Below are 12,957 nucleotides of genomic sequence, written 5' to 3'. Positions count from 1 at the left end.
TACATCTTAAGTATGGATCTTGTTTTGATTCCATTCCGAGCCAATGCAATGCGCAGGCAAATGATGTGGATTGGTCTTAGTTGGTCAATTAGAAAGGCTGTAGCAATATGATTAAGCCAGAACCAAAAGAAACAGGATTGAAACGTACTGTATGGCTGTTTGAGCGTGAGGTATTGGAAAGGCTCGAGAAAACCAATCTCGAGGATCATCACAAGGTTCTTGAGTTCAATCAATTTTCTATGGAATACGAAATTAAAACTAAATTCAATAATGGTCGAGCTGATGCAATTGTAATGCGTAATACTGCAAATCACTGGTTTAAAATATGGTTTTCAGCGTTTGCTGCATGTACAGCAGATCACAACAAATTTAAAGCCAAATAACCAAATTCAACTTAAGCACCCAACCGGGTGCTTTTTTATTGCCTGCTGAAAGCGGATGCAGACAGCGTAACGAGCGGATGCTCACTTAAATATAGGGTCGGATGACTTATGAAACTTAAAACAGTAACTGTCGAAGGCAAAACTTACGCGGAAGTGAATGAACAAGGATTGCCTTTGTATATTCATGATGATGGTAAAGAGGTTGCCCACGATGCACCGCAGACAGTAGCAACGATTAGCCGCTTAAATGGTGAAGCAAAAACCAATCGTGAACGCTATGAAACTGCTGAAACCTCGCTTAAAGCATTTGAAGGTATTGAAGATCCAGCTGCAGCTAAAAAAGCCTTAGAAACTTTGAAAAACTTCGACGATAAAAAATTGGTGGATGCCGGTGAGGTCGAAAAAGTAAAAGCTGAAGCAATTAAAGCTGTTGAAGATAAATACGCTCCGATTGTTCAGGAACGTGATGCATTTCAATCTCAGTTGCATAACGAACTGATTGGCGGTGGCTTTGCTCGTTCTAAGTTTATTCAAGACAACATCGCAGTACCGGTAGACATGATCCAAGCCACATTTGGGAAAAACTTCCAAATTGAAGATGGAAAAGTTGTAGCAGTTGGTGCGGATGGTCAAAAGATTTATTCACGTGCTCGCCCAGGTGAAATTGCCGATTTCGATGAAGCTTTAGAAACACTGGTTGGTGGATACCAACACAAGGATTCAATTCTAAAAGGCGGTCAAGGTTCGGGTGGTGGATTCCAAAACAATGGCGGCAACAAGACAGGACCTAAATCTCTGTCTGAATGCAAAACCAAAGACGAAAAGATTGCCTACATGAAGCAAGTAGGCGAACAAGCATAATTTAATTTAAGGAGAGGCTCATGCCTTGGGATTTACAAGTATTTAATAAGCAAACCTATGCTGCAATGACTGAAACTGTTGCACAGGATATTGATAAATTCAACGAAGCATCTCAAGGTGCAATTCAGTTGATTAATGAGCCTTTCGGTGGTGACTTCAATATTGAAGCATCATTTAAAGCAATTGCAGGTTTAGTACGTCGTCGTAATGCTTATGGCTCGGGCACAGTTGCAGCAAAACGCCTTGAACAGTTACTTGATGTGGCTGTAAAAGTTGCAGCAGGTACACCGCCACTTGAATACGAAAAGCAGCAATACAATTGGATCTTGCAAAACCCTGAATTGGCTGCTTTGGCAATTGGTGAACAGTTGGGTAAAGCGCGTTTAGCCGATATGTTGAATGCAGGTATTTTGGGTGCGTCATCTGCAATTTCTAGCAATGCAAATGCGGTACATGGTGCCGGTACGGATGCTGCATCATTCCGCTTACTGAACAAGGGTGCTGCTAAGCTTGGAGACCGTTCAGGTGCGATTCGTTCTTGGATTCTCCATTCAACGACAATGCATAATCTATTTGATAATGCATTAAGTAACTCTGAAAACTTGTTCCGCTATGATGGCGTGAACGTGGTCCGTGATCCGTTTGGTCGTGTATTCGTGGTGACTGATGCGCCTGCTCTGGTTGGGGATAATGCAGGTACTGCATTCTATAACACGCTTGGTCTGGTTGAAGGTGCTGTGGTCGTAAACGACAACAATGACTTTAATGCTGAACTGGTGCCATCTACTGGTGGTGAAAACATCAAATACACCTACCAAGCTGAATGGACATTCGGTGTCGGTGTGAAAGGTTATGCATGGGATACAGCAAACGGTGGTAAATCACCAACTGATGCTGCTATCGGCACACCAACAAACTGGGATCTAATCGCTTCAAGTGTGAAAGATACTGCAGGTGTATTGATTAAATCTGCTTAATTGAATTGCCCCGAAAGGGGCTTTTCTTTATCTGATTAGGAATAAAAAATGAAACAAGAATCAAATAAGCGACTGTATTTCACGAATGACTTTTCGCCTGAAAATGTGGCGGATCTACAAGGTCAGGGCTATACATTACGTAAAGCGAGTGCCTATCACGAAGCCGACACACTAGAAGCATGCGTAGAAGTGGCTGGTGATGTTCCTCAAGCCTATCTTGACCTGATTGAACGCACCAAAGCCAATATCGTTACCGCGAATGTACAGGTGAGTATCACGCCAGAACTTCAAGCGGTTATCGATGAAGCAAAAGCTGAATGTGCCAAAGTTGTTGCTGAAAATGTTGAGCTGAAAGAGCAGCTGGATAAAGAGCGTCAAGCTGCTATTAAGTTAATGGATGAAAATGCTGAGCTGAAAGACAAGGTGCTCATTGGTGAAAAAACCTTGGTAGCAGCTGATGAAGAAATCAAAGCGCTAAAAGCCGCAGCCAAAAAACCTACTGCTGCAGAAGTAAAAGCCGCCAAGGCTGCTGAAGAAGCCAAAACCGCTGAACCACCAAAGGAATAACCCATGAGCTTTATTACTCAAGAACAGGCTGAGCAAATTTTAGGGGCAGACTTTGCACCAGCTGGTGATAAAGCTCGCCTCATTTTACTTGCAAACACTTGGACGAAGAATGAAGTTGGTTTTATTCCTGATCCAGTTGACCCGCTTTTGAAAGAAGCAGCATGTGAGATTATTAAAGGGATTTTAGCCAAGGTTATTTATTCAGGTGTTGAGCGACAAACAACCAGTGAAAGCGTTAAGGCGGATACAGTTACTGTAACCGAGACATTCTCTGAAGGCAGTACGGCTATTTCAGAATTTGAACAGATTGCTAAAGCTCTGATTGATTCACTTAAACTTAAACCACACGGATTTGCTTTTAAGGTGTATCGGGCATGATCAATACCAACTATGTGCCTGAGTGGTACATTTCACCGTTCCAGCATGTCAAATACACTTTGGCCCGAAATCAGCTTCACATGGATTTGCTATTTGATAACATGAATGAATCTGATGAGTTTTTATCGATGGGCACAGGTGCTCAGGTAGATTTTTATCAGGATAGTGCTTATGCCATTGTACAGATTGGTGATACATCAGAGCGAACCCTTGTAGAGATCCATGGATTATTGCTACATGAAGCGGTACATGTGTGGCAAAGAATCAAACAGCGGATGGGTGAAAGTAGTCCGAGTACAGAGTTTGAAGCATATTCAATTCAGTCGATTGCTCAGGACTTATTTGCTATGTTTGAAGAGAGTAAGGGTCATGATCAAAAGTAAAATTCAATCTAAAGTAGCCAAGGCCTTTGATAAAAAACTAGCCGATGCTGTCGATTCATTTACTTGCTCTAAAGAAATCCAGTCGGGTGAATTTGATTTCGTGACTCAAACCTATCCAGTGATTACGGTTGAGGCTTATCAGGGTCGTGGTGTCCTGTTTGGCTCGTATCTGAAAGATATGGTGAAGCCTACTGATTATCAGGTGACGGATTCAAAGGCCACTGTGCTGCAGAATGAAGTGACAGGAATCCCGCAGATTGGTGATGTTTGGACTACTGGTAAAGGTGGCTTTAAGGTGGTGAATATTGGTGCTGATCCAACGGGTAGTATTTGGGTTTGCCAGTTGCGGAAGCCATTCTAGTATTTATACAATCTTTCAAAGAGTTGTGTTAAAAATAGCATTTTAATTATCTGGTATTTAAAATGTTTGTTAAGTGTAAAAGTATTTATAACAATGCCGATCTATATTTCAATAAAGAGAAAATTAGATTGATTGAAGACTTATCGACGGCAACTAATTTAAATTTAAGAAATCCAACCCTTAAAATTTACTACAACAAAGACGACACAACTTCTGTGGAATTTAACACTCAAGCAGAGTTACAAGCCTTTCTAACAGAGGCACTTAGTTAAGAAAAAGCCCACTTCGGTGGGTTTTTTAATGGGTGAAATTTATGATTTACATTGATGATTCAAAGCTAATTCAGCGTGCAGTTGATTCCGATCAGGCGTTTCATGTTGATGTTCGTGCTACTGATATTGAATCAGTGTTTTTGAATGGTGAGCAAATTCGAGATGCCTTTTATGTAGATTTAGAGAAAGGGTTCTTAATTCGAATCAAGACTGATATTGAGTGTCGACCGGTTATGATTAGTGGTGAATTGGCACATGAAATCTTATTTGGCGATGTAACTGTTAAATATCGAGAATAACCATGTCATGGAAAAACAAACCGACTAATTTTGCAATCGAAGTGCTCAAAACAGCAGATGACCACCTTAAAAAGATCGTAGGCGAAACACTGCAGCAAGTTGTGATTCGATCACCTGTCATGGATGGTGAATTTCGAGCATCCCATAAAGTCACGCTTGGTACACCACAGAATACTTATGAGAAAGGCTTCGACTTATCTGGCGGGGCTACTCTAGCAGAAGGTTTGAAAGTTGCATCTACAGCGAAAATAGGCGGTCTTGTTTATATCCAGACATTAAGCCCTTATGGCCCGGCTTTAGAAAATGGTCACAGTCAGCAGGCACCAAACGGTGTTTACGCGCTTTCATTTCGATATGTTTGTGAGAAATACAGATGATTAAAGCGCTGCAAGACTGGCTATTTGATTGGTGGCTTGAGTCCATGATTTATCACCATCCACAAAATTACCTTGATCGTGAATATGGGCCACAAAGACAGCATGGTCAGCTTTGGCATGATCTAAATCCTAAGCAAATTATCCGGATGAAGTTTAATAATGATCTAAAGCCAAGATTGGTATATGTATTTAGTGCAGGTGAAGACGGATGATGACCAATACTCAAGCCTTACAAGCGATTCTTGCGCGTGTCGGTGCGTTCACTGGAATGCCTAAAGCAAATATCCAATTAGCGAATAATCCTCTTATTGGTGGCAAGCCTTTTGAGCCACCAGCCAATCAGATATGGGCGAAAGTCACAGTAAGTAATGCAGGATCATTTATTGCCAGTATTGGTGATAGGCCATGTACGCGCACACCGGGTATTGTATTTATCCAATTATTTGCCCCATTGCATACAGGTACATTAGAGTTATCCAAACTTGCTGATAAGTGGGCTGAACATATGCAGTTCTATAAGGTAGATAATCTGGAAATGCTGCAAGCTGATATTCTGGATGCTGGGCATTCGTCAGTGATCGGCGACCCTTCAACGATGAGCTTTTATCAGTATAATGTGAATGTATCTTACCGAGTGAATTGATATGGATAAATATAAAGAGTTGCTGATAGAAGCGGCTGAGCTGCATTTGCGAGGCAAAGAGGTAATGGATTCTGACAGCTATAATACCTTGATTGAATACTCTCCACTTATAGCTGAAGAAATTACTAAAGCCTTTCATGTTGATAGAAAAGAATTCAGACAAATTCTTGAAAACAAAGGCATCACTCTTGTTGATATTAAGCACAAGATTCTTAAATGCCGCTTTCAATGAATACGCACCTTCGGGTGTTTTTTAATATCTAAATTTTACTGCCACCGAAAGGTGGTTTTTTTATGCCTAAAAATTAGGAGTATTAAGCCATGTCGAGTGGTGCCAAAATTCGCCTCTACTATGCAGTGGAGCAAACCCCGGAAGTATTGCCTGCAGTACCAGTCTGGAAAACAGTTCGTCGAGTCACAGATGGCTTATCGGAATCAGTAACCACAGAAGCCTCAGCCAGTGTTTCAGATACACGTTTCCGTCAAGGTGGTATGGCAACTGAAGCAGAGATTACTGGTTCGCTTGAAGTTGAATTGTCCATCGGCCTGTTTGATGACTTCTGGTCAGCAGTAGCCATGAATGAATGGGCAGGTGATGTTCTTCAGTTCGGTGGTGATGTTCGTAAAACCTTTACCTTCGCTAAGTTTCACTCAGATATTGGTCAGGTCTTTATTTACCGTGGTGTACGCATTGGTGAAGCCTCAATGTCGATTGCGACCACTGGTAAAATTACAGCAAGTTTCGGTCTGGTGGGTACCGCATTTGAGCGCACTACCATCAATCCAGTAGTAAATCCAGCTCCGGTGCCTAAAGCAGTTTTAGCATCTGCCTTGAATGTTGGTGATTTGACTGTGAATGGTGAGGGTATTGTAGGTACTGCTTGCATGCAGTCACTTGAATTGAATATCTCCAACAACTTGGAGGCGATCCGCTGTATTGGAAACAAGAAACTCTCAGCCCAAACGTACTTAGAGAAGATGGTGGATATTACACTAAGCAGCCAGTTCATTTTCTCAACTCAGGCGGCTAGTTATATCGACTTTGTGAAATCGCGAGACACCATGCCAATAAACTTTTCAATTGAAGAGGAAGATGGTGGTAATGGTTATGCGTTCGAGTTCCCAGAACTGGAAGTGTCGGAAGCCAATCACCCCGACGGTGGTGGCGAAGACACCATTATGCTTGATGTGAGCTTTAACCATATCAATGTATCACCAACCATCACGCGCATTATTGCACCTTAATATCTAGCCGCCTTCGGGCGGTTTTCTTTTGGATGAATGAAAATGGCTTTAGTTGTAAACATTGTCAAAAATAAAGAAGTGAGCCAGTGGTGTGATTACAAAGATGCCGATGGTAAAGTTTTGGCAGAATTCAAGATTCGCGGTATTGCTTACAAAGCTTATCAAGTGGCAATTGAACGTGCTAACAATCAGGTAAGTTCAAAAGGCTTTGATGTATCTCAGGCTTCATCACAGGATAAGACTTTCCATGAGTTGTTGTTTCAAGCGGCTGCATGTCACCTAATTGAAGACTGGAAGGGAATCGCATTCCGTATTAATGAAGAAGAAGCAGAGCAACCTTGCACACCTGAAAATGCCTGCAAGCTTCTTGAAATGGGTGATATTGGTCCGGTAATTTTCGCCTTTGTTCGCGTTAAAGCTGAACAGATCCAGACTGAAGCCGATAAGTATCGAGATGAAGTATTGGGAAAGTCCGAGAACTCCACAGATACCTCAGCCGATACGCAGGACTCAGCGAACACGAAATAAAGCAGCGCGAGGTATTGGGTATTAAATTGCCTGATCCGCCTAAATATTCATTCACTGCAAATGCTTTGATTGAGGCCTATAACACCATTGCCCGGTCACGTAGATATGAACACACACCCTTGGCTTTAGGTGCCGAGGATATTAAATCCTATTTGGAGCTTTATGAGTTGCCGTGCGAGCTTCATATTTTTATTGATTGCATATTTGCTCTGGATAATCTTTTTATTGATGAGAGTCACAAAAGGATGAGTAAGCGATAAGCAAGACGAACCTCTTTTTATTTGTTATTTTATTAGGACTTAATGAGGGGTTTGGGATGAAGAAGGTAATAATTTTAGCTTTAGTTTGCTTTATCACAACAAAAGGAATCGCCTCGACCGATACCAATGATAGACAGCAAGTATTTCAAATGATGAAGGATTATACAAAGCTTACATCCTGTATGAATTCATTTGAAAAAAATCCCGAAAATGGAAGACCAACTACACCAAATGATGTTCACACGGTGGAGTATAATAAAGAAAATAAAACGTATGTTTTTTATGTTCTGTGGGGTGGGGACAAGGGTTGTGCAGGTGGTTCAGGAACTATGTCTAGCTTTGTTACAGAGGTGGCTAGATATGGGGGTGACTGGAAGCCATACACAATTCAAGATGATTATGCATTTGGTGAAGATATTGGTATAAATTATGGTTACATTGAATCGATAAAGAAGATAAACAAAGATCTCTTTGAGGTGATTAGTTGGGATTATGCTGATGATAAATATGGTGGTGTTGATGGTGGGGGCAACTTTCCCGCAAACAAATTTAAATATACTCTTGAGCGTGAAAGCTTTAAACCATGGAAAATCACACATCAATCACTATTAGAGCAGAGAAAATAGTATTGACTTAGAAAAGCACATTAGGATGCTTTTTTAGTATCTCGTATTAGAGAAATGAAACCTCATTTTGGCATTTTGACAGACCGACATTTTAGAATTTAATTTATAAAGATTTGTTTTTACTCTTTAACTAAATAATCAAGAACCGCCCAAGTGGCGGTTTCTTTTTATCTGGATAATTAGTATCTTGTGAATACTTATAAGAAGGGTATTTGCATGAAAAATTTATTGATTGCTGGGGTTTTGGGTTTTGGTTTAGTGGGGTGTGCAACAACACCAAAACAACCAGTAGAGCCGGCAAAATTCGAAAAAATCTATCAGCTAGATGGCTTGAAACAGGCTCAGGTTTACGATGGAGCAAGACAATGGTTTGCTGTGGCATTTCAGTCTGCTAACGCGGTAATTCAGTACGAAGATAAATCCACAGGCACAATTATTGGCAAAGGAAACATGCGCTACCCTTGTAGTGGGATGGAGTGCTTGGCAATGACAGGTAACGAAAGGATTGATTTTACCGTCAGAGTTGACACCAAAGATGGAAGAATGCGAGTTGGGTACAACAATCTAACTTATAGCGCCCCATCGTACATGAGTTCTGGTATGAGAATGCCTGCGCAAAACTATCCAATTATTGAAAGCAGAAAATCAACACCTTTAATTATTAGTAATTTAAACAAGTTCTCCGATGAAATGGCTGAGAAAATTAGAACTCAGCAAACAGTTAATAGTAATTGGTAACACACATGTGCAAATAAACCCGCTCCGGCGGGTTTTTTAATACCCAAAATTCATAGCTCGCATATTGCGGGCTTTTTTATTGCCCGCAGGAAAGTGAAATGACTCAAGAATCTCGTTTGGTCATCGTTATTGACTCTAAAAATGCTGAACGCAATACACGTGCGGTTGCGGATGAATTGGCGAACCTAACAACCAAAGGTGGTCAGGCAGAGTCACAAATGACCGCAATGAGTTCTTCCATTAAAAGTCTTGTTGGGTATATGGGCGGCATCCTAACCATTAATAAAGCTATTGCCATGGCTGATGGCTATACGCAGATGGCCGCTCGTATTCGTAATGCTACACAGAGCGCCGAAGAATACACACTGGTGCAAGATCGTCTACTTAATACCGCCAACACAACATATCGAGCACTTGGTGAGGCTCAAGAGGTTTATTTGAGTATGGCTGGTGGCATGAAGTCGCTTGGTAAATCTACAAAAGATACTTTGGATTTAACTGATTCACTTTCTTTTAGCTTTACCCACAATGCAACACGCGTAGACCAAGCACAATCCGCAATGGATGCGCTAAGCAAATCTATGGCCAAAGGCAAAGTTGATGGTGATGCATGGATCTCCATTGTCACCGGTGCCGACAATGTTATTGCTGATATGGCGAAAACCACCGGTAAAACCGAAGCTCAAATTCGTAAATTAGGTGCTGAAGGAAAGGTGTCACTTGAGGATTTAATTAAAACCTTGATCGCCACTCGTGAGCAAAATGAAAAGCTCGCAAATAATATGGAAAATAGTTTAGCGGATGGTTTCACCAAGTTATCCAATGAAGTCACTGTTTATCTAGGAAAAGCAAATGAAGCCACAAGTGCTACCGGTATGCTGGCAGGTGGATTAAGTACCCTAGCTGATAATCTTGATTTAGTCGCAAATACAGGCGCAGCTTTAGGAATAGGTTATGTAACCTCAGCTTTATTGACCAAGGGTGCCGCAGTCAAAGCAAACATGGTTTTAAGTGCTCAACAGCAAATTGCAGATCGCGCAGAACTGGTATCACAAACCCAGCTCACTGCAGCAGAGGTAAGAAGAACTGCGTCACTCGCACAATTCACCACAATGCAGCTTGCAGATGCAAAAGCAACGGCTGCACGCATGACTGGTATGCAGCGTCTTGCTTATGTTCAGTCAACTGTTATTCCACTTGAAGCAAAGGCAACTCAGGCTACAGCGGCACATACTGCCGCAACAGCAGCCGATACCGTAGCTCAGGAAATTAACAATAAAGCTCGATCACGTGGCGCAATGCTACTTGGTTTAATTGGTGGTCCTATTGGTGCAATCACTCTTGGGGTGACCGCATTGGCTGCTGGTTACATGTACATGAGTTCGCGTACAGATGAAGCTAATGAAAAACTTGAAGAACAGGGTAAGATTGCTGAAAAAACCAATGAGGAGTTAAAAAAACTCACTGGTAATGATAAAAAATCCGCAGTTGAAGACTTAACAGCGGCTTTTGCTGCTCAAAACATCCAGTTGGGTAAATCTAAAGAAGCTGTAGATGCTGTCCTGTTTGCGATTCGTGCTGCATCGGTAGAAAACGAAAAGGCCAGAAAAGTAACTGAAGATGCGCGTCGCGGTGTGATTAGCTATGATGAGGCAATCAAACGCCTGAATGAAATGGATATCCCTACTGACCTGTATGACATGCTTAAGAAGCAGGCCAAAGAATATGATGCAAGTGCCGCTAAAGCCAATACCTCAAAAGTTGCTTTTAAGGCATTTGGTATTGAGGTGAAACTTGCAGGTAATGAATCTCAAAATGCATCACTCAAAATTGCAGGCAACACCAAAGAGCTGAATGCAAACGAAACTGCCGCACAAAAAGCCGCTCGCGCACAGCAAGGCTTTAAAGATTCTCTTTATGATCGTGAATATGAAGCATATGTGACTAAAGGCTTACTTGCGAAGGGTTATTCAGAATCGCAAGTAAAAGCCATGGTTGATGCGGCTAACTATGCTAAGAAAGAAGGCATACAAATCACCAATGAGATGTATCAAGCAACTTTAAAAGTTGTCGATATTGAGCAAAAAAATAAGGATGTAATTGATGCTCGCAATAAGGCGCAAAAAGAAAATACCAATGAAATAACCAAGCAGCAAAAAATTCTCCAGGCAAGCGCCAAGGTCCAAGCAAATGCAGCTAAATATAATTTCGGCGGTCTTGAATCGAAATACAATTTGCCAAACGGAATGTTGTCAGCCCTCCATGCGATTGAAACAGGGAATAGCGGCAAAACCAATCAGGTAAACAAGCAGTCAGGCGCTACTGGTGGTTTTCAGTTTTTAAAAGGCACAGCAGATCAATATGGCGTGAAAGACCGTACAGATATGGCGCAGTCTGCTGAGGGTGCTGCAAAGTATATGTCGTATCTTTTGAAGCTCTTTAAGGGGGATTTAGAGAAGGCTGTGCGTGCATACCATGCAGGCGAAGGAAATGTTCAAAAAGGTAAAAATATTGGCAAGTACAATAATGATTACTGGCAAAAATTTAAGGGTTATTCAGCAGGGGCTAATGGGTATTCTGCGGGAGATATCTCATCTAAAGATTTTGAAAAAATATTGGAAGATGCCGCAAAACTCTCGGAAGAACAAGCTAAGTTAAGAAAGTCTTTAGAGCTTGACGTTGCAAATGAAGTAACCAAAATCCGCGAAAATCTTAAAGACAAACTTGAGGAGATTGATAAAGCCGGCTTCTCACCTGAAAAAGCCAAAACTCTTAAGGCTGAATACCAAGCGCGTGCTGCCAACGATATTGCGATTGCCAACTATGCTTTAAAAACCAAGCTGGATGATTACGAAGCTTTCAAAAAGACGGAATCCCAATTACTGGAAGAAAGTTTTAATGAAAGAAAATTCTATGCAGCGCGCGATATTGAATTAACAAAAGATCAGCGTGATAAAGCAGTTGCTTTGCTTGATGAGCAGCTGAAGCAAGAGCAAGCCATGCTAATTCTTGCGAAAGAAACTCGTATTTTTCAATATAAACAAGCCTTGATGACAGAAGCTCAAGCCGTAAGAGAGCGATATCGTATTGAGATGCTGGAGTTGTCGAAGATTGTTGATATTGAGGAGCGCAGGATTGCAATGCAGGCAAAAACTACCGCATTCATACGCGGTAATTTAGCACCTACTGGCACTCCATTAATCGAGTCGGGTATTGGTAAATCCAACACTCAATTGCTGCAAGAGGAAACAGGCAAAGAGTTGCTGGCTATGCAAAATCGCTATCTCGCAGCACAAGTAGCGGCTAAAGAGAATGCGGCTGAATTGCTGCGTATCGAGCAGGATTACATAGCAGCAAAGGAGCAATTACATTCAGAACATGATGTTCGACTGGTGGATGCAAGACAGGCAGACTATGAGAACCAGCTGCAGATATATTCTCAAATTGCTGGAATGACGGCTCAAGTTTTTGACCAAATGGCTGGCATGTTGAGAGAGTCTGTAGGTGAGTCAAATGCTTTATACAAAACAATGTTTTTGGCTGGGAGAGCTGCATCTGTAGCACAAGCAATTGTAAATACCGAAGAGGGTGCAACAAAAGCACTTGCTCAGGGTGGTATTTATGGGTCGCTTTTGGCCGGAGTAATTCGCGCTACCGGATATGCATCGGTCGGTTTGATTGCAGGGCAAACTATAGCAGGCTACAAATCTGGCGGCTACACAGGCAACTACGGAACATCAGATGTTGCAGGCGTAGTCCACGGTCAAGAGTATGTATTGAATGCCGCTGCGACTAAACGAGTGGGTGTTGGTACGCTTGATGCGATTAACTCGGGTAAAAGTATGGGTGAAAAGGCTGCGGTAGTTCAGCCTGTTATCAATATTCACACACTACCAGGCGAAACAGCGGACGTATCCATGAATGGCGATGGAAGTCTTGATGTGCGTATTCGTAAGATTTCAGAAGATCATCTGGTTGGGCAGTTAAGCAATCCAAACAGTCAGGCCAGCAAAACCATGAAGCAAAACTTCAATGTGGCACAAAGAAGGTAAGGGGGCG

Annotated in this window: 17 protein-coding genes; all 17 read left to right on the top strand. The window is 41.8% G+C overall.

Annotated elements, in window-relative coordinates; genetic code table 11:
- Window positions 1-107: 107 nt before the first annotated feature.
- The 17 genes from E0H80_RS06270 to E0H80_RS06185 all read left to right on the top strand — a co-directional run bounded on the left by E0H80_RS06270 (window position 108) and on the right by E0H80_RS06185 (window position 12,950).
- Window positions 108-383, top strand: a complete 276-nt coding sequence (locus E0H80_RS06270; RefSeq protein WP_131364152.1) for a hypothetical protein — start codon at window positions 108-110, stop codon at window positions 381-383.
- Between the two features lie 108 nt (window positions 384-491).
- Entirely contained in the window at window positions 492-1,244 is a 753-nt protein-coding gene (locus E0H80_RS06265) for a DUF6651 domain-containing protein (protein WP_131364150.1), read from the top strand.
- 20 nt (window positions 1,245-1,264) lie between these two features.
- Window positions 1,265-2,221, top strand: a complete 957-nt coding sequence (locus E0H80_RS06260; RefSeq protein ID WP_131364148.1) for a major capsid protein — start codon at window positions 1,265-1,267, stop codon at window positions 2,219-2,221.
- A 48-nt stretch (window positions 2,222-2,269) separates the two neighbouring features.
- Window positions 2,270-2,788 carry a hypothetical protein gene (locus tag E0H80_RS16705; RefSeq protein ID WP_213073398.1) on the top strand — a complete coding sequence of 173 codons (519 nt, stop codon included), beginning with the start codon at window positions 2,270-2,272 and terminating at the stop codon, window positions 2,786-2,788.
- A 3-nt stretch (window positions 2,789-2,791) separates the two neighbouring features.
- Window positions 2,792-3,166, top strand: coding sequence for a hypothetical protein (locus E0H80_RS06250; protein WP_131364146.1), 375 nt, complete (start codon window positions 2,792-2,794; stop codon window positions 3,164-3,166).
- Window positions 3,163-3,549, top strand: coding sequence for a hypothetical protein (locus E0H80_RS06245; protein ID WP_131364144.1), 387 nt, complete (start codon window positions 3,163-3,165; stop codon window positions 3,547-3,549). Before E0H80_RS06250 ends, E0H80_RS06245 begins: the two co-directional genes overlap by 4 nt.
- The gene (locus E0H80_RS06240) at window positions 3,536-3,910 is read left to right on the top strand and encodes a glutamate 5-kinase (protein ID WP_416224575.1); all 375 of its coding nucleotides are present in this window, start codon (window positions 3,536-3,538) and stop codon (window positions 3,908-3,910) included. The genes E0H80_RS06245 and E0H80_RS06240 overlap by 14 nt, the downstream gene beginning before the upstream one ends.
- Before the next feature lie 313 nt (window positions 3,911-4,223).
- Complete coding sequence (locus tag E0H80_RS06235; RefSeq protein WP_131364142.1) at window positions 4,224-4,481, top strand: hypothetical protein; 258 nt, start codon at window positions 4,224-4,226, stop codon at window positions 4,479-4,481.
- A 2-nt stretch (window positions 4,482-4,483) separates the two neighbouring features.
- On the top strand, window positions 4,484-4,858 hold the full coding sequence (locus E0H80_RS06230; RefSeq protein WP_131364139.1) for a hypothetical protein: 375 nt from the start codon (window positions 4,484-4,486) through the stop codon (window positions 4,856-4,858).
- Entirely contained in the window at window positions 4,855-5,070 is a 216-nt protein-coding gene (locus E0H80_RS06225) for a hypothetical protein (protein ID WP_131364137.1), read from the top strand. Before E0H80_RS06230 ends, E0H80_RS06225 begins: the two co-directional genes overlap by 4 nt.
- Window positions 5,067-5,501 carry a phage tail terminator-like protein gene (locus tag E0H80_RS06220; RefSeq protein ID WP_228259958.1) on the top strand — a complete coding sequence of 145 codons (435 nt, stop codon included), beginning with the start codon at window positions 5,067-5,069 and terminating at the stop codon, window positions 5,499-5,501. Before E0H80_RS06225 ends, E0H80_RS06220 begins: the two co-directional genes overlap by 4 nt.
- 1 nt (window position 5,502) lies before the next feature.
- On the top strand, window positions 5,503-5,733 hold the full coding sequence (locus tag E0H80_RS06215) for a hypothetical protein (protein ID WP_131364135.1): 231 nt from the start codon (window positions 5,503-5,505) through the stop codon (window positions 5,731-5,733).
- 89 nt (window positions 5,734-5,822) lie between these two features.
- Window positions 5,823-6,746, top strand: a complete 924-nt coding sequence (locus E0H80_RS06210; protein ID WP_131364133.1) for a phage tail tube protein — start codon at window positions 5,823-5,825, stop codon at window positions 6,744-6,746.
- Window positions 6,747-6,788: 42 nt separating this feature from the next.
- Complete coding sequence (locus E0H80_RS06205; RefSeq protein ID WP_131364131.1) at window positions 6,789-7,274, top strand: hypothetical protein; 486 nt, start codon at window positions 6,789-6,791, stop codon at window positions 7,272-7,274.
- Window positions 7,275-7,590: 316 nt separating this feature from the next.
- Window positions 7,591-8,160 (top strand): hypothetical protein, encoded by a 570-nt coding sequence (locus tag E0H80_RS06195; protein ID WP_131364128.1) that lies wholly within the window; start codon window positions 7,591-7,593, stop codon window positions 8,158-8,160.
- A gap of 216 nt (window positions 8,161-8,376) precedes the next feature.
- Window positions 8,377-8,898, top strand: coding sequence for a DUF4468 domain-containing protein (locus E0H80_RS06190; protein ID WP_131364126.1), 522 nt, complete (start codon window positions 8,377-8,379; stop codon window positions 8,896-8,898).
- Between the two features lie 98 nt (window positions 8,899-8,996).
- Window positions 8,997-12,950 carry a tape measure protein gene (locus E0H80_RS06185; protein WP_131364124.1) on the top strand — a complete coding sequence of 1,318 codons (3,954 nt, stop codon included), beginning with the start codon at window positions 8,997-8,999 and terminating at the stop codon, window positions 12,948-12,950.
- Window positions 12,951-12,957 lie beyond the last annotated feature (7 nt).

Origin of the sequence: Acinetobacter sp. ANC 4779 (assembly GCF_004331055.1) — a bacterium.
In the GTDB taxonomy this organism is placed as follows: Bacteria; Pseudomonadota; Gammaproteobacteria; order Pseudomonadales; family Moraxellaceae; genus Acinetobacter.
The sequence above is the reverse complement of the archived record's forward strand: the minus strand, read 5'-3'. Positions and strand labels throughout refer to the sequence as shown.